This window comes from Bradyrhizobium sp. SRS-191 (assembly GCF_024586915.1).
GTDB lineage: Bacteria > Pseudomonadota > Alphaproteobacteria > Rhizobiales > Xanthobacteraceae > Bradyrhizobium.
Map to the genome: position 1 here is coordinate 59,567 of NZ_JANBVS010000005.1, position 16,302 is coordinate 75,868.

The window sequence follows — 16,302 nt, forward strand, 5'->3', positions numbered from 1 at the left end:
CTTAGGCGAGCACGGTGCCCGGCTCGACCTTGACGCCCGGGCCCATCGTCGAGGACACCGCGACGCGCTGGACGTAGGTGCCCTTGGCGCCTGCCGGCTTGGCCTTCACGACCGCATCCGCCAGCGCCTTGATGTTCTCGACCAGCTTGTCCTCACCGAACGAGGCCTTGCCGACGCCGGCCTGGATGATGCCGGCCTTCTCGACGCGGAACTCGACCGAACCGCCCTTGGCACCCTTGACGGCGCCCGTGACGTCCATGGTCACGGTGCCGATCTTCGGGTTCGGCATCATGCCGCGCGGACCGAGCACCTTACCGAGACGGCCGACCAGCGGCATCATGTCGGGGGTGGCGATACAACGGTCGAAGTCGATGTTGCCGTTCTGCACCTTCTCGACCAGGTCCTCCGCGCCAACCACATCGGCGCCGGCAGCCCGGGCTTCGTCGGCCTTGGCGCCACGGGCGAACACGCCGACGCGCAGCGTACGGCCAGTGCCGTTCGGCAGCATCACGACGCCACGGACCATCTGGTCGGCGTGACGCGGATCGACGCCGAGGTTGATCGAGACCTCGATGGTCTCGTCGAACTTCGAGACGGCGCGCTCCTTGATCATCTTGATCGCATCAGCAAGCGGGTAGAGCTTGGTGCGGTCGATGCCCTCGCGGGCCTTCTTCAAACGCTTTCCGATCGCCATGGCCGCTTACCCCGCAACTTCCAGACCCATCGAGCGGGCGGAGCCCTCGACCATCTTCATGGCCGACTCGATCGAGTCGCAATTCAGGTCCTTCATCTTCTTCTCGGCGATCTCGCGCACCTGCGCCTTGGTCACCGCGCCGGCCTTGTCGCGACCCGGGGCCTTGGAGCCCGACTGGATCTTGGCGGCCTGCTTGAGGAAGAAGGACATCGGCGGGGTCTTCATCTCGAAGGTGAAGGACCGGTCCGCGTAAATGGTGATGACCACCGGGATCGGGGTGTTCTTCTCTTCCTTCTGGGTCTGCGCGTTGAACGCCTTGCAGAACTCCATGATGTTCAGACCGCGCTGACCGAGCGCGGGGCCGATCGGAGGCGACGGGTTCGCCGCGCCGGCCGGGACCTGAAGCTTCAGGTAGCCGGTTACTTTCTTTGCCATTCTGATTCTCCAACGCGTCCGCGCTTTTGCCTGATGCGAACGCACCGCCCTCGGGGCGACAAAACCCGTCGGGCGAGGTTTGGGACCGTGGTCCGGCGCGCTTGATCCGGCTGGCAAAGCCGGCCGCGCCTCCCACGAACGAAATCGCCCCCCGATTGGGGAGCGAAGCGCGCCCGATACACGAGATCGGACGAAAAGGAAAGCCCGGGGACGCCGCAGATGCGGCGGCCTAGCTTAGCCGACCACCTTCTCGACCTGGTTGAATTCCAGCTCGACCGGGGTGGCGCGGCCGAAGATCGACACCGCGACCTTGACGCGCGAGCGGGCCTCGTCGATTTCCTCGACCACGCCGGAGAACGAGGCGAACGGGCCGTCGGCGACGCGGACGTTCTCGCCGATCTCGAACGACACCGAGGATTTCGGCCGCTCCACGCCTTCCTGCATCTGGTTCAGGATGCGCATCGCCTCGCCTTCGGAGATCGGCATCGGCTTGTTCTCGGCGCCGAGGAAGCCGGTCACCTTGGGCGTGTTCTTGATCAGGTGGAACGCCTCGTCGGTCAGCTTCATCTTCACCAGCACGTAGCCGGGGAAGAACTTGCGCTCGGCGTTGATCTTGCGGCCGCGGCGCACCTCGGTGACGTTCTCGATCGGCACCAGCACCTGCTCGAACAGGTCCTCGAGATTGCGCTGCTTGGCCTGCTCGCGGATCGACTCCGCGACCTTCTTCTCGAAGTTCGAATAGGCGTGGACGATGTACCAGCGCTTGTCGGACGAGCTTTGCGTTGCGATTGCCATCAGTGGATGCCCAGCACGAGGGTGATGAGATAACGGATGATCTGATCGGCGGCGAAGAAGAACACCGAGGCCAGCGCCACCATCACGAACACCATGATCGTGGTGATGGTGACCTCGCGACGGCTCGGCCACGAGACCTTGGCGGTCTCCGAGCGCACTTCCTGCAGGAATTTGAACGGGCTTGTAGCCATCGTCAGGGGTCCTCGTCCGTCATCGGACGATTGAAGAGTTGACTGGGAAAACCGAACAGCCGACCGCTGCCCACCCTCTTGTTCGGAGAGATGAGCCGAATACACGGGCTCGCTTGTTCGGGGAGTGAAAAGCCGCGCCGGATATCCGCTGTTTCAGCGGGCCGGCTGCAGGTCCTCGATATCTACTGTCGGAGCGGCCTGAGGTCAAGATATGGGCAGGCCGGGGTGTCCCGGTCATATCGGCGGCAAGCCTCCACCTGCCCCGCCTCACGCCGGTTTTTCGTATCGCGGCAGGGCATTTCCGCACCACGGCAGGTTGAGCAGTTGCCGCGACGAAATGCCCGTGGCGAGGCGGTTCCAGCCCTTGCCGCGCCTGCGACGGCCGCTCATGCTCGCCGGCACAAGAATAATCAGGAGGAAACCCATGACCTTTGCCACGGGCAAGGGACTGACGCGCCTTGCCGCCGTCGGCCTCGTTGCCAGCCTTGTTACCAGCCTTGCCGCCCTCACCGCCGCCCCTGCCCGCGCCCAGGCGCCGCTCAAGATCGGCGTGCTCAGCGACTTCTCGTCGGTCTATTCGGACATCGGCGGCCAGGGCAATCTGGAGGCCACCAAGCTTGCGATCGAGGAGTTCGGCGGCACCATGTTCGGCAAGCCGATCGAGGTGATCAGCGCCGACCCGCAGAACAAGGCCGACATCGCCGCCACGATCGTGCGCAAATGGTACGAGAACGAGGCCGTCGACATGGTCATCGACATGCCGACCTCGGCCACCGCGCTCGCCGGGATGGAGATGTCGAAGCAGTTCGAGAAGCTGATGATCGTGACGGATGCCGCGAGTTCCGACATCACCGGCAAATCCTGCTCGCCCTACACCATCCACTGGACTTACGACACCTACGGCAACGCCCACACGGTCGGCCAGGCCATCGTCAAGAACGGCGGCGACACTTGGTTCTTCGTCACCGCGGACTACCTGTTCGGCCATTCGATCGAGCGCGACACCGGCGACGTCGTGCGCGCGGCCGGCGGCAAGGTGGTCGGCAGCGCCAGGCATCCCCTGAACAACCAGGACTTCTCGTCCTTCCTGCTGCAGGCGCAGGCCAGCAAGGCCAAGATCATCGGCATGGCCAATGGCGGCGGCGACACCATCAACACCATCAAGCAGGCGGCCGAGTTCGGCATCGTCGCCGGCGGCCAGAACCTCGCCGGCATCGTGATGTTCATCTCGGACATCCACAGCCTCGGCCTGAAGCTGGCCCAGGGCCTGATCATCACCGAGGCCTATTATTGGGACCTCAACGACCGCACCCGCGCCTTCGGCAAGAAGTTCTTCGACAGGATGAAGCGGATGCCGACCATGAACCAGGCGGCGACCTACAGCGCCACGCTGCATTATCTCAACGCGGTGAAGGCCGCCGGCACCCGCGACACCAAGCCGGTGCTCGCCAAGATGCGCGAGACCCCCGTGCGCGACGCCTTCACCGACAACGGCATCGTCCGCGAGGACGGCCGCATGGTGCACTCGATGTTCCTGTTCGAGGTCAAGAAGCCGGAGGAATCGAAGGGCCCGTGGGACTATTACAAGGTGCTGGCGGAGGTGCCCGGCGACCAGGTGTTCCGGCCGCTGAAGGACGGCAACTGCCCTTACGTGAAACAGTAGGGACCCGCCAAAATGCGTTCGGGGCTCGCAGATCGCGGGCCCCGGCCAAACTGTCTTCGTCGATTTTGGTGTTAAGTGCTTGATCTCGCTGGCAGCCATCTCGCTGGCAGGAGTGGAGAGGCTCGAACTCCCAACCCCCGGTTTTGGAGACCGGTGCTCTACCAATTGAGCTACACTCCTAGCGAGCCGGGACTGCGTCGCCGGTTCGGGCGCTTTCAAGCATAGACCTCCCCCCCAATGCAAGGGTGCATTGGGGCAAATCGACTGGTCAGGCCACAACTTCCACGCCAGACTTGATGCAAACCGACAACATGACCCCAGGGAGAGCCCATGACCCCGTCCCCCGCCCCCAGCATGCCGCTGTCCGCGCTCCGCTCCCTGAGCCCGCCGCTGCCGGATGACCGGCCGGAGGCGCTTGGACTGTCGCCCACGCGGTTGCAGCGGGCCTCGGACGCCTTCAAGCGCGAGGTCGACAAGGGCACGATCCCCGGCGCGACCCTGCTGGTCGGCCGCCGCGGCCGGATCGGCTGGTTCGATGCCATTGGCCGGCAGTCGCCGGATCAGGACACGCCAATGCGGCCTGATTCGATCTTCCGCATCTTCTCGATGACCAAGCCGATCGTCTCGCTCGGGATCATGATGCTGGCCGAGGACGGTGAGCTGCTGCTCTCCGACCCCGTCGCCAAGTTCATTCCGGAGTTCGCAGACCAGAAGGTCGGCGTCGACGTCAGCGGCAAGCTGGAGCTCGTCCCGGTCGCCCAGCCGATGACAGTGCAGGACCTGCTGCGCCACACCTCCGGTCTGGCCTATGAGCACACCGGCACCGGGCCGGTGCACCAGCTCTACCAGCAGTCCCGGGTGCGCAGCCGCAAGATCACCAATGCCGAGCACGCGGCGATCGTCGCCGGCCTGCCGCTGATCTGCCAGCCCGGCGCGGAGTTCAACTACAGCCGCTCGACCGACATCCTGGGACGGATCATCGAGGTGGTCTCCGGCCAGTCGCTCGGCGCTTTCCTTGCCGGCCGCATTCTCTCGCCGCTGGGCATGAACGAGACCGGCTTCTTCACGGCTGAGGCGAATGCCGGCCGGCTGGCCGAGCCGTTCGCCAAGGACCCGTGGACCGGCGAGGCCGTGAACCTCTTCAAGATGACCGAGCAGCCGGTGATGGAGTCCGGCGGCGGCGGCCTGGTGGCGACCACCATGGACTATGCCCGGTTCTGCGCGATGCTGCTCAACAAGGGCAGCCTCGATGGTATCAGGCTGGTCGGCCGCAAGACGCTCGAGCTGATGGCCTCCGACCATCTCGGCCCCGGGGTGAAGACGGTCGGCACCCTGCTCTCGCCCGGTCACGGCTTCGGCCTCGGCTTCGCCGTCCGCCGCGACGCCGGCATCGCGCCCTTCCCCGGCTCGGTGGGCACCTTCTTCTGGAGCGGCATTGCGGGGACGTTCTTCTGGATCGACCCGAAGGAGGAGCTGTTCTGCGTGTTCATGGCCCAGGCTCCGGGCCAGCGCGACTACCTGCGGACGCTGGTCCGTGACGTCGTGTATGCGGCGGTGGAGTGAGACGGCTGCCCGGCAATCGCTGTCGTCCCCGCGAACGCGGGGACCCATACCGCGTGATCTGTCGAGGAATGTCACTGCCAGTTGCCTGCCTCATGCCGGCCGGTGGTTATGGGTCCCCGCGTTCGCGGGGACGACACCGGGGTGTGTGGCGAGCAGCGATCCTTCACCGCGGCAGTCGCGCGACACCCACCGTCGTCGTCCCGGCGAACGCCGGGACCCATACCGCGTGATCTGTCGAGGGATGTTACTGCCAGTTGTCTGCCTCATGCCGGCCGGTGGTTATGGGTCCCGGCGTTCGCCGGGACGACGGCTGAGAGTGTAGCTGCACCGTCCCGCTACACTCTCAATCGCCTTCAGCTGATCGTCGCGCCGCCGTCGATGACCATGGTCTGGCCGGTCATGAAGTTGCCGGCGGCCGAGCCCAAGAACACCGCGGCGCCCGCGATCTCGTCGGGGATGCCGATGCGCAGCAGCGGCGAGCGGGCGGTCGAGGCTTTGAGGTTGTCCGGATTGTCCCACAACGCCTTGGCGAAGTCGGTCTTGATCAGCCCCGGCGCGATGCAGTTCACGCGCACATTGTGCGGGCCGTATTCACAGGCGAGATTGCGCGCGAGCTGCATGTCGGCGGCCTTTGAGATCGCATAGGCGCCGAGGATCGTCGAGCCCTTCAGGCCGCCGATCGACGAGACGATGATAACAGAGCCGTCCTTGCGCGCAATCATCTGCGGGACGACCATGCTGATCAGCCAGTTGTTGGCGACGATGTTGTTGTCGAGAATTTTCCGGAACTGATCGTCGGAGATGCCGGCCAGCGGCCCGTAATACGGGTTTGAGGCGGCGTTGCAAACGAGCACGTCGATCTGGCCGTAGATGCGGTTGGCCTCGTCGACGAGGTTCTGAAGATTTTCCTTGCTGGAGATGTTGGCAGCGACCGCGGCCGCCGTGCCGGCGCCGAAGCGCTCATTGAGTTCCTTCGCAACGGCATCGCAGACATCGGCCTTGCGCGAGGAGATCACGACCTTGGCGCCGTGCTCGGCCATGCGCTCGGCAATGGCGAGCCCGATGCCGCGCGTGGATCCGGTGATGACGGCCACCTTGCCGGTCATGTCGAACAGGGTCATGGGGAGTTCCTCCGAATTATGAGTTGTTAGCGATAGAAGGTTAGCACCGCAGGGCCGCCAAGCTCTCCGCGGTGCCAATGACTGCGCCCTCTCCCCTTGTGGGAGAGGGCTACACAGCTGCCAGCGTCATCCTCGCTTGGGTGAGGGGTTTGTCTCCATAGGCACCGTCTTTGCGGAGAGAGACCCCTCACCCGGTATGATCGCGCAAAGCGCGATCATACCACCCTCTCCCACAAGGGGAGAGGGGACACCGCTCGTGTGGCCAGATGTAATTAGCTCGCGTGTATCGAACATGGAATAGGCCAACCTCCCCCTCACGCCAGCTTGCTCACCGTCACCTCCGGGCCGGCCGGCTGGTGCATCGCGCGGTGTGCGGCATCGGCGATCCAGGGCTGCTGGTTGACCATCGGCAGGCGCCATGTGCTGGTCTCGCCGGCCACGATATGATCGAGCCGCGTCACCGAGCAATTGTCGATGTCGAAGGCGAGGCCCTTCTCGACGAGGCCGCCGAGGGCGAGGCCGACCGCGGCCTTGATCGTGCCGCCATGTCCCACCGCGATGACATCGCGGCCGGCTTCGGCCACCGTGACGCGCGCGATCGCTGCGGTCACGCGCAGATACAGATCCAGGTAGCTCTCGCCGCCCGGCGCCGGCTCGTCGATCGCGGCGAACCAGCTGCTGCCGGCGGGCCGGCTGGCGAGGAAGGCAGCGCGGTTCATGCCCTGCCATTGGCCGAGATGCTGCTCGGCAAAGGCGGCTTCCTTGATCATCATGGGGGGCTGCGGAAACCCGGCGGCCCAGATCGCCTCCGCCGTCTGATGCGTGCGCATCAGATTGCTCGCATACCAGACCCCGCTGCGCGGCAGGATTTTTGCGACCGCCTCGAACACCTCGCGATCGGACGTGTCGCAGGCGATGTCCGACTGGCCATAGATGTTGCCGCCGTCGCTGCGCACCGGCGCGTGGCGCACCCACCACCAGCGCGTGGTGACCACAGAAGGCTTGCTGCCATCACTTGTCATCGCTCACCCTTCCCTCTGCTGGTCTCTCGCTGTACGTGAAGGCCTCAGTCGTCTCAAGCCGGTTGGCGATCCCGACACGTTTGAAACGGCGTTTGAATTCCGTTGCGCGGCACGCAACTGATCACAACGACAACAGGAGGAAACATGGGCCGCCTCGAAGGCAAATCCGTCATCATCACCGGCGCCGGAAGCGGAATCGGCCGCGCCGCATCCTTGATGTTCACGAAGGAAGGCGCGCGGCTGATCGCGGTCGACCGCAGCGAGGCCGTCAAGGAGACGGTCGAGATGGTCAAGCAGCAGGGCGGCATCGCGGAAGCCGTGATGGCCGACGCCGGCTCGGAGACTGATGTCTCGGGCTTCATCGATCGCGCGGTCGCGACCTACGGCAAGCTCGACGTGATCTGGGCCAATGCCGGCATCTCCGGCGGCTTGATCCCGATCGCCGAGCAGACCGTCGAGCACTGGCAGGAGATCCTGCGCATCAACCTGATCGGCCCGTTCCTCGCGGTGAAATACGCGATGCCGCACATGATCAGGCAGCAGCGCGGCGCGATCGTCTGCACGGCCTCCGTTGCGGGCCTGAAGTCGGGCGCCTCGGGCCATCCCTACGCGGCCAGCAAGGCCGGCGTCATCAGTCTGGTGCAGACCACGGCCTACTCGTTGTCCGGCACCGGCGTGCGCATCAACGCGGTCTGTCCGGGCCTGATCGAGACCGGCATGACCAAGCCGATCTTCGACGGCGCCAAGGAGCGCGGCACCGAGGGCAAGATCGGCCAGCTCAATCCGCTGAAGCGCGCCGGCCAGCCGCACGAGATCGCCGCCATGGCCCTGTTCCTCGCCAGTGACGAGGCGTCCTACGTCAACGGCCAGGCGTTTCCGGTCGACGGTGGCCTCACGGCCTCGATGCCGTATGCGGGCAAGCCGATTTAGTTGAATTGCCGCCTCGCTCTCCGCCGTCGTCCCGGCGAACGCCGGGACCCATAACCACCGGCCGGAGCGAGGCAGGCAACTGACAGCGACATCCCACGAGAGATCACGCGGTATGGGTCCCCGCGTTCGCGGGGACGACACCTGTTGTTGCCGCACGCCTGCCGTTCTTGCAGCCCAGTTGGCACAACAAACTCCACTGTCGTCCCCGCGAACGCGGGGACCCATACACCCAGGGAGCGGTTCGAGGCAGGCTGACGATGGGCTTGTTGTCCAACACATTTGCTGCGGCGTATGGATCCGGGCTCTGCACACCGCCAGCGCGTTCGCGATGTCGATGCTTGGCTGTAATGACGATATCCAAACATGCGCATTCATTCCCGCAACGCTGTCGCGCCCGAGTGATCCCAAGAACTCACCGCCCCTCGCAATCGAAGGGCGCAGGGAAGGCCAGGCGTCGGCTGACGCCTGCGGCCCGCCTGCGAGAAAAATGCAGGCGGCAGGTACCACAGGTGCAGCCGAGAACACCCGGCCTTCCCTGCGCGACGGTCTTCACGCTTATACGCAGTCTGCCTGGTGCGCCGGGCTGTCTGGCCACCATTCGCGACAATGCTTACGCATGACGCTGGACACCAGCATCGGGGTGTCAGCACGCTGCGACTTCGCGTCCACGCCTAACCGTTCGTCCACGTAGCAAGCTACGCTGCGGCTCGATCGCGGCCATCGCTCCCCGCCTCGCGTGTCGTGACGATCGCGCGCAACGCCCCTTCGGTGAGGCGGGATGGCGCAAGCAAACCACAAATTCCGAAAAAGCGAAAGAAAAATCTTTTGCCTGTCCGGACTGGACGAGACGATCGCCTTGATCGCACGGGTGAACTTTCTGTTCCGGAGACGGCTCAACTCGGCGATCATGGGACGTGTGCACGACCCAACGAAGCAGCATGCATGAGGTGATTCGCCCGACGGGCTGCCCGGAGCGATCCCGCTCAACCACGCAACAGGCGTTCGATGTCATCGATCAGCGGCGAAAGCTTGTCGGTCGCTCCGAACTGCTGGTACCAGCACCACAGCTCCAGCGAGAACAGCAGACGATAGACCGCGAGTGTCGGCTCGATCTCGCTCCGGGCGATTGGCCCGTAGCCATCCAGAAATGCGTCGCGCTGCTCCGGCGACAGATAATAGATCGCCTTGGCGACATCCATCAGCGGGTCACCCGCCAGCGCGCCTTCGAAGTCGACCACGCCGGTCAGGCGCACTGCTCCATCGGCCATCTGGGCCAGCACGTTGCCGGGATGCAGATCGTTGTGGCATAGGACCGGCCCAGCGCAGGTCTCGAACAGATCACCTCGGCCTGCCACATGACGCGCGATCCGCTCGGCCAGATCAGGCTGGCCGCCGCGACGGCCCCATTCCGCGAGCTTGCGCTCGAACTGATAGGTGAGATAGCTACGATTATCGGTATGGGCCGGCGAGACGCCGTCGGCGCCGATGTAGCCGAACGCATCCATGGCAATGTCATGGAACGCGCGTGAGAGGCGGCCGACCTGCCGGAAGGCGTCCCGTCGCTGCGGCTGCGAGAGCGACTGCTCCAGTGGACCCAAGAGATCGCCGTCGAGCCAGCTCATGACGACATAGTGCAGACCGATCAGCTCCCGCGTCGCATCCGCCAGATGAAGACGCGGCGCGGGCACCGGCAGCCGGTCATGCACCAGCTCGAGCAGGCGCGCCTCTTTTCGCATCTTCCAGCTCATGCTGTCAGGGTAGATCTTCGCGACCAACGGCGGATGATCGTCTTCGATGTCCAGCGCATATACAGCGCTGATCTCACCGCCATGCAGCAGTGAGACCGATCGGACTCGCGCATCGAGCTTCGCGCGAGCCAGCATGGCCTCGGCGCTCGAGACATCGAGTTGACGGTCCGGCTTGATCGGAAGCGACGACATGCTTGACGGCTCCGCCTGCGGGATCAGGCCGCGAAACGCCTCATGCGCGCCCTTTTGAGAGGTAGCCGATTCATACTATCGCAGCCGTCGCGTCAAGGTCCGGACGACAGGCTCGATGGCAATGTCCAATGGTCGGACTTGCAAGCGTCAGCAACATCAGAGGTGCTCACGCGCAGGCGGCAGCCCGCTTCACGTCGTCCTGCTCAGTCATCGGGTTCAAGCGCCCGCCGCAGTGCCAGCCCGATTTTTTCGGCCCGCAGCTTCGAACCGCCTGCTCTGAGGCCCCGTCGAACCTCGCAAGCGGACCATTCCGGCCTCGCCGAAACGAAGGATGGACAACATGTCGAGAGTATCGAAATTGGCTTTGCTCAGCCTGGCGGCCGGCGCATTTGCGACGAGCGCCAGCGCACGCGAGACGCAATGGCCGGGCTGTGAGCTCGTGTCCTGGACAGCCTGCGGGACCGACGTCCAGGTACAGCAATCCACGCGCCGCCAGAGCCGCGACACCTCGCCGATCTACATGAAGCAGACCGATCCGCGCTACAGCAGCGCGATGACGACGGCCGGTGGTGGCGGCGGCGGAGGTGGTGGAGGCGGCGGCGGGCGCTGAGCCTCACAACACGGGCGTGATGAAACGCAGGGCGGGCAAAGGCGCTGACGTGCTCGCCCGACCTACGAGATCGTGGTGGCGCCGTGCCCACCGTGCTTGCTGATGAGTTCGCGGATGGACGGTGGGCACGCTGCCGCCTTCGGCGGCCGCTTTGCCCACCCTACGCGAACGGCGGTGCCTTACGCAGCGCCGGCCTTCTGGGCGTAGGCCCATGCCTGCTTGGTCATCGGCACCATGCGCTTGACGGACTCGATCGCCTTGTCGTTGGCGGCGGTGCCGTCGCGGATGCGGCCGATGATGCCCTGGAGAATGCCGGCGAGGCGGAACAGGTTGTAGGCGAAGTACCAGTTGAGGTCGGGCATGTCAGTGCCGGTGACGCCGCCGTAGATCGCGGCCGCCTCCTCCAGCGTCGGGATGTTCAGCGCCTTGAGATCGACGCCGGCGAGGCCGGGCATGATCCACTGCATCAGAAGATAGGTGAAGTCGGCCATGGGATCGCCCAATGTCGACAGCTCCCAGTCGAGCACCGCGATGACGCGCGGCTCGGTCGCGTGGAAGATCATGTTGTCGAGCCGGTAGTCGCCATGCACGATCGAGACGCGCTGCTGCGCCGGCAGGGTGCGCGGCAGCCATTCGATCAGCTTCTCCATTTCCGGCAAGTGCTCGGTCTCGGAGGCGCGATACTGCTTGGTCCAGCGGTCGACCTGGCGGGCGAAATAATTGCCCGGCTTGCCGAAGTCGGCGAGGCCGATCGCGGCGGGATCGTAGGTGTGGAGCTTGGCCAGCGTCTCGATCTTGCTGGTGAAGATGGCGCGGCGCTGGGGCGCGTCGACATGCGGCAGGGTCGGATCCCAGAACACCCGGCCCTCCTCCATCGACATGATGTAGAAGGCCGAGCCGATCACGCCGTCGTCGTTGCACAGCGCATAGGCCTTGGCGACCGGGAAGCCCTGCTTGCCGAGGGCTGCGATGACGCGGAATTCGCGGTCGACCGCATGCGCCGACGGCAGCAGCTTGCCGAACGGCTTTCGTCGCAGCACGTAGGAACGGCCCGGCGTGTTCAGCCGGTAGGTCGGGTTCGACTGGCCGCCCTTGAACTGCTCGACGGCGAGCGGACCGGCATAGCCCTCGACATGCTCGGCCATCCAGGCCGCGAGCTTGGCCTCGTCGAAACGATGCCGCTCCTCGACCGGCTTGGTGCCGGAGAATTCTTCGTCCTTCTTGACGCCGTCGGCCACGACGAGGCCTCCCTCTTCTCACATGTTCGTCATTCCGGGGCAGCCCGAGAGGGCTGAACCCGGAATCTCTGTCTTGGCGGACTCATCTCTGGATCCCGGTTCGACGCTGCCCGCCGCCCGGAATGACGGGAGTGGTGAGTCTCCGCCAGGTATTCGAATCCGTAGGGTGGGCAAAGCGAAGCGTGCCCACCGTCTTGCTTCGGGCTCGACAATGGTGGGCACGCATCCGTCCCCGCGCTCTGCGCGGCGACGGACGCTTTGCCCACCCTACGAGATTACACTCAGTGCCGCGGCTCGTTGGCGTATTTCTTCATCTCGAGCCGGGCGATGGCGCGGTTGTGCACCTCGTCGGGGCCGTCGGCAAGCCGCAGCGTGCGGATGTTGGCGTAGTCCTTGGCAAGACCCGCCTCGTCCGACACGCCGGCGCCGCCGAACGCCTGGATGGCGTCGTCGATGATCTTCAGCGCCATGTTGGGGGCGGCGACCTTGATCATGGCGATCTCGCCCTGCGCGGTCTTGTTGCCGACCTTGTCCATCATGTCGGCGGCCTTGAGGCAGAGCAGCCGGCACATCTCGATGTTGGTGCGGGCCTCGCCGATGCGCTGCTCCCACACCGAATGCTCGATGATCTTCTTGCCAAAGGCCTGGCGGGTCATCAGCCGGCGCACCATCTTCTCCAGCGACTCCTCGGCCTTGCCGATGGTGCGCATGCAGTGATGGATGCGGCCCGGACCGAGGCGGCCCTGCGCGATCTCGAAGCCGCGGCCCTCGCCGAGCAGGATGTTTTCCGCAGGCACGCGGACGTTCTCGAGCAGCACCTGGGCGTGGCCGTGCGGCGCGTCGTCGAAGCCGAACACCGGCAGCATCTTCTCGACCTTGATGCCGGGGGTGTCGAGCGGCACCAGGATCTGCGACTGCTGCTGATGCTTGGCGGCGGACGGATCTGTCTTGCCCATCAGGATCGCGATCTTGCAGCGGGGGTCGCCGACGCCCGACGACCACCATTTGCGGCCGTTGATGACGTAGTGATCACCGTCGCGCACGATGCGGGTCTCGATGTTGGTCGCATCCGACGAAGCAACTGCCGGCTCGGTCATCAGGAACGCCGAGCGGATCTCGCCGTCCATCAGCGGGCGCAGCCATTTGCGCTTCTGCTCCTTGGTGCCGTAGCGGATGAACACTTCCATGTTGCCGGTGTCCGGCGCCGAGCAGTTGAAAACTTCGGAGGCCCAGGAGATGCGGCCCATCTCCTCCGACAGCAGCGCGTATTCGAGGTTGGAGAGGCCGGCGCCGCGGAACTCGTCGTCCTCATGCGGCGACGGCGGCATGAACATGTTCCAGAGGCCCTCGGCCTTCGCCTTGGCCTTCAAATCCTCGAGGATCGGGATCACCTTCCAGCGGTCGCCCTCGGCGTCCTGCTGCTTGTAGATCGGCACCGCCGGGCGGACATGCTTGGTCATGAAGCTGCGCACGCGCTCCAGCCATTCCTGCTGCTTCGCCGACATCGTGAAGTCCATGGGACTCTCCTTGAGCGTTTCCTCGAACGTGTTTTGGCCGCAGTGTCGATCCGCCAGCCGCATCGGCGCAAGAGCGATCTTGCGCGGCACGATTTCGCGGGGCCCTTCGCTGCAGCGCCGAAATGTCGTCCCGCGGAAGCACCGCGATTGACATTCCGGCCGTCTCAAACAATAGTTTCATACAATTGTTTGAAACGCAACTCCCCACCCCTTCGGGAGGTGACGATGGCCACCGACCAGACCCGGACCGCGATCCTCATCGCGGCGGAACGTCTCTACGCCGAGCGCGGATTCTCCGACGTGACCTTGCGCGACATCGTCGCGGCGGCGAACGTCAACCTCGCCGCGGTGAACTATCATTTCGGCTCCAAGGACGAGCTGATCGCCGAACTGTTCGTGACGCGGTCGATCGCGCTGAACCGCGAGCGGCTGCGCGAATTGCGGGCAGCGGAAGACGAAGGCGGCGGCCGCGCCGAGATCAGCGCCATCCTGCGCGCGCTGGTGGGCCCGATCCTGCGCGGCTGCTTGGGGCCGCAGAACCAGCGCTCCGCCGTGGCACAATTCATGATCCGCGCCTCGATCGAATCCGTGCCGCCGATCCGCCGCATCAAGACCAAGGAAATCGACCATCTGCGCAAATTCGCGGGCGCCATGCAGCGCGCCCTGCCCGACAGTTCGGAGGTCGACCTGTTCTGGGGCCTGCATTTCGCGCTGGCCATGGCGCATCACACCATCCGCGAGAGCGAGCGGCTGACCAAGCTGTCCGACGGCCGATGCGACCTCGACGATGTCGAGGATGTGATCGAGCGTGTCGTGCGCGGCGCCGTGCTCGGCTTGACCGCGCGGATGTCGGCGGCAAAGTCAGCGCCGAAGGTCGCAGCGCGCGAGGCGCGCTAACGAGAATGGAGCCCGCCTGATGACGCAGCGCCTGCGATTGATCATGGCCATCGCCGCGTCCACGTTTGCGATGGTCATCGCCAGCGAGCCGGTGCTCGCCCGCGGCGCCGCCGCCAACATCATGAACTCCCCCGGCTATCAGCGACGCCTGCAGGAGTCGCGGCAGCAGCTCGGCGCCCCGCCGCCGGCCCCGTACGTCACGGGGCCGCGCTATCATGCGCCACGACACAAGGCGAAGCGGCTCCGTCATCACCGCCACAATTAGAGGCACACTCTCTCCACGGGGCGTCCCGGCGAACGCCGGGACCCATACCGCGTGATCCGTCTTGAGGCACGCGGGGAGAGATCGAGCCTCAGCACACCGGCCGGTGGTTATGGGTCCCGGCGTTCGCCGGGACGACACCGGAGAATGTCGCGATTAATCGCGCCCTACACCACGCCCTGCTGCTTCAGCGCCGCGATCTTGGCCTCGTCATAGCCGAGCCCTGAGAGCACGTCCTGTGTATGCTCGCCGAGCAGCGGCGGCGCCCGATACTCGGTGATCGGCGTCCCCGAGAAGGTCAGCGCGTTGCGGATCACCGATAGCTGCGGCTCGAACGGGTGCTCGACCTTCACCTCCATGCCGCGCGAGCGGACATGCGGATCAGCGAACACGTGAGCGAAGTCGTTGACGGGGCCGCAGGGCACACCGGCCTTTTCCAATTCCTCCAGCCAATGCGCGACCGAGTTCTTCAGGAACAGGCCGGCGAAAACGGCCATGATCTCCTTGCCGTTCACCACGCGGTCGTTGTTCTTGACGAATTTCGGATTCGTCGCGAGCTCCGGCGCCCCCAGCACGGCGCAGGTGCGCGCGAACTGCGCGTCGTTGCCGACCACCAGCATCAATTCGCCGTCGGTGCAGCGGAATACACCGGCCGGCATGCCGCCATTGCCCCAGGTGCCGCGGCGCGGCGGTGACTTGCCGTTGATCAGGAAGATCTGAGCGTAGTGCGACAGCGAGGCGATCACGGTGTCAAACAGGCAGACATCGACATGCTGGCCGCCGCCGCCATTGACGTCGCGGTGGTACAGCGCCGAGAGGATGCCGATCGAAGTGTTCATGCCGGTCATGTAGTCGACGATCGACGGCCCGACCTTCATCGGCCCCGCCCCCGGCTCGCCGTCCATGTGGCCGGTCACGCTCATCAGCCCGCCCATCGCCTGGAAGATCGCGTCATAGCCGGCGCGCGGCGAATACGGGCCGGTCTGGCCGAAGCCGGTGACCGAGCAATAGATCACGTCGGGATTGATCGCCTTGATGGCCTCGTAGTCGAGGCCATAGCGCTTGAGATCGCCGACCTTGTAGTTCTCCATGAACACGTCGCAGTCTTTCGCCAGCGCGCGGATGATCTCCTGGCCCTCCGGCGAGGCGATGTTGACCGTCACCGATTTCTTGTTGCGGTTGGCGCAGATGTAGAACGAATTGTTGTTGTTGGCCTTGCCCGCGGGATCCACGAGGTACGGCGGACCGAAGGCGCGGGCGTCGTCGCCGGTCTTGGGCCGCTCGATCTTGATCACCTCCGCGCCGAGATCGGCCAGCATCTGGGCCGAGAGCGGACCGGCCAGGACGCGGGTCAGATCGAGAATCTTGATGCCAGACAGCGGCAGGGCCGACATGGAGTTCCTCCGGGAGTTTATTCCTTGTGG

General features: G+C 65.1%; 17 protein-coding genes and 1 tRNA gene. 6 read left to right on the plus strand and 12 right to left on the minus strand.

Annotated features, from left to right (window positions below; genetic code table 11):
* Position 1 precedes the first annotated feature (1 nt).
* From rplA to NLR35_RS11080, 5 genes are all read right to left on the minus strand, one after another.
* Positions 2-694, minus strand: coding sequence for a 50S ribosomal protein L1 (gene rplA, locus NLR35_RS11060; protein WP_015667632.1), 693 nt, complete (start codon positions 692-694; stop codon positions 2-4).
* Between the two features lie 6 nt (positions 695-700).
* Positions 701-1,129: a 50S ribosomal protein L11 gene (gene rplK, locus NLR35_RS11065; protein WP_007602986.1), complete on the minus strand. Its 429-nt coding sequence runs from the start codon at positions 1,127-1,129 to the stop codon at positions 701-703.
* A gap of 234 nt (positions 1,130-1,363) precedes the next feature.
* A complete protein-coding gene (nusG, locus tag NLR35_RS11070) occupies positions 1,364-1,924 on the minus strand; it encodes a transcription termination/antitermination protein NusG (protein WP_257166576.1) in 561 nt (186 codons plus the stop codon).
* Positions 1,924-2,115 carry a preprotein translocase subunit SecE gene (gene secE, locus NLR35_RS11075; protein ID WP_006611822.1) on the minus strand — a complete coding sequence of 64 codons (192 nt, stop codon included), beginning with the start codon at positions 2,113-2,115 and terminating at the stop codon, positions 1,924-1,926. The genes nusG and secE overlap by 1 nt, the downstream gene beginning before the upstream one ends.
* A 267-nt stretch (positions 2,116-2,382) precedes the next feature.
* The gene (locus NLR35_RS11080) at positions 2,383-2,541 is read right to left on the minus strand and encodes a hypothetical protein (protein ID WP_257166577.1); all 159 of its coding nucleotides are present in this window, start codon (positions 2,539-2,541) and stop codon (positions 2,383-2,385) included.
* On the opposite strand from NLR35_RS11080, the gene NLR35_RS11085 reads away from it, so the two are divergent.
* Positions 2,540-3,778, plus strand: a complete 1,239-nt coding sequence (locus NLR35_RS11085) for an ABC transporter substrate-binding protein (RefSeq protein WP_257166578.1) — start codon at positions 2,540-2,542, stop codon at positions 3,776-3,778. The two genes, NLR35_RS11080 and NLR35_RS11085, sit on opposite strands and share 2 nt — an antisense overlap.
* Positions 3,779-3,882: 104 nt before the next feature.
* On the opposite strand, the gene NLR35_RS11090 is transcribed toward NLR35_RS11085, so the two are convergent.
* Positions 3,883-3,958, minus strand: a tRNA-Trp gene (locus NLR35_RS11090).
* A gap of 150 nt (positions 3,959-4,108) precedes the next feature.
* Between NLR35_RS11090 and NLR35_RS11095 the strand changes: the two genes are divergently transcribed.
* Positions 4,109-5,341 (plus strand): serine hydrolase, encoded by a 1,233-nt coding sequence (locus NLR35_RS11095; RefSeq protein ID WP_257166579.1) that lies wholly within the window; start codon positions 4,109-4,111, stop codon positions 5,339-5,341.
* Positions 5,342-5,694: 353 nt separating this feature from the next.
* Here the strand turns inward: NLR35_RS11095 and NLR35_RS11100 are convergent, their stop codons facing one another.
* Positions 5,695-6,462, minus strand: a complete 768-nt coding sequence (locus NLR35_RS11100) for an SDR family NAD(P)-dependent oxidoreductase (RefSeq protein ID WP_257166580.1) — start codon at positions 6,460-6,462, stop codon at positions 5,695-5,697.
* A 314-nt stretch (positions 6,463-6,776) separates the two neighbouring features.
* Entirely contained in the window at positions 6,777-7,484 is a 708-nt protein-coding gene (locus NLR35_RS11105; protein WP_257166581.1) for a histidine phosphatase family protein, read from the minus strand.
* Positions 7,485-7,628: 144 nt separating this feature from the next.
* Between NLR35_RS11105 and NLR35_RS11110 the strand changes: the two genes are divergently transcribed.
* Positions 7,629-8,414, plus strand: coding sequence for an SDR family NAD(P)-dependent oxidoreductase (locus tag NLR35_RS11110; protein WP_257166582.1), 786 nt, complete (start codon positions 7,629-7,631; stop codon positions 8,412-8,414).
* Between the two features lie 983 nt (positions 8,415-9,397).
* On the opposite strand, the gene NLR35_RS11115 is transcribed toward NLR35_RS11110, so the two are convergent.
* Positions 9,398-10,354 (minus strand): phosphotransferase family protein, encoded by a 957-nt coding sequence (locus tag NLR35_RS11115; RefSeq protein ID WP_257166583.1) that lies wholly within the window; start codon positions 10,352-10,354, stop codon positions 9,398-9,400.
* A 340-nt stretch (positions 10,355-10,694) separates the two neighbouring features.
* Here NLR35_RS11115 and NLR35_RS11120 point away from each other — a divergent pair, with 340 nt between their 5' ends.
* Positions 10,695-10,964, plus strand: coding sequence for a hypothetical protein (locus NLR35_RS11120; RefSeq protein WP_257166584.1), 270 nt, complete (start codon positions 10,695-10,697; stop codon positions 10,962-10,964).
* 179 nt (positions 10,965-11,143) lie between these two features.
* Here NLR35_RS11120 and NLR35_RS11125 read toward each other — a convergent pair whose 3' ends face one another.
* Together NLR35_RS11125 and NLR35_RS11130 are read right to left on the minus strand one after the other, a co-directional pair.
* Entirely contained in the window at positions 11,144-12,202 is a 1,059-nt protein-coding gene (locus NLR35_RS11125; protein ID WP_257166585.1) for a phosphotransferase family protein, read from the minus strand.
* Positions 12,203-12,483: 281 nt separating this feature from the next.
* Positions 12,484-13,719, minus strand: a complete 1,236-nt coding sequence (locus tag NLR35_RS11130; RefSeq protein WP_257166586.1) for an acyl-CoA dehydrogenase family protein — start codon at positions 13,717-13,719, stop codon at positions 12,484-12,486.
* Between the two features lie 225 nt (positions 13,720-13,944).
* Here NLR35_RS11130 and NLR35_RS11135 point away from each other — a divergent pair, with 225 nt between their 5' ends.
* Together NLR35_RS11135 and NLR35_RS11140 are read left to right on the plus strand one after the other, a co-directional pair.
* Positions 13,945-14,616: a TetR/AcrR family transcriptional regulator gene (locus tag NLR35_RS11135; protein WP_257166587.1), complete on the plus strand. Its 672-nt coding sequence runs from the start codon at positions 13,945-13,947 to the stop codon at positions 14,614-14,616.
* 19 nt (positions 14,617-14,635) lie between these two features.
* Positions 14,636-14,881 carry a hypothetical protein gene (locus NLR35_RS11140; protein ID WP_257166588.1) on the plus strand — a complete coding sequence of 82 codons (246 nt, stop codon included), beginning with the start codon at positions 14,636-14,638 and terminating at the stop codon, positions 14,879-14,881.
* A gap of 164 nt (positions 14,882-15,045) precedes the next feature.
* On the opposite strand, the gene NLR35_RS11145 is transcribed toward NLR35_RS11140, so the two are convergent.
* A complete protein-coding gene (locus NLR35_RS11145; protein ID WP_257166589.1) occupies positions 15,046-16,272 on the minus strand; it encodes a CaiB/BaiF CoA-transferase family protein in 1,227 nt (408 codons plus the stop codon).
* Positions 16,273-16,302 lie beyond the last annotated feature (30 nt).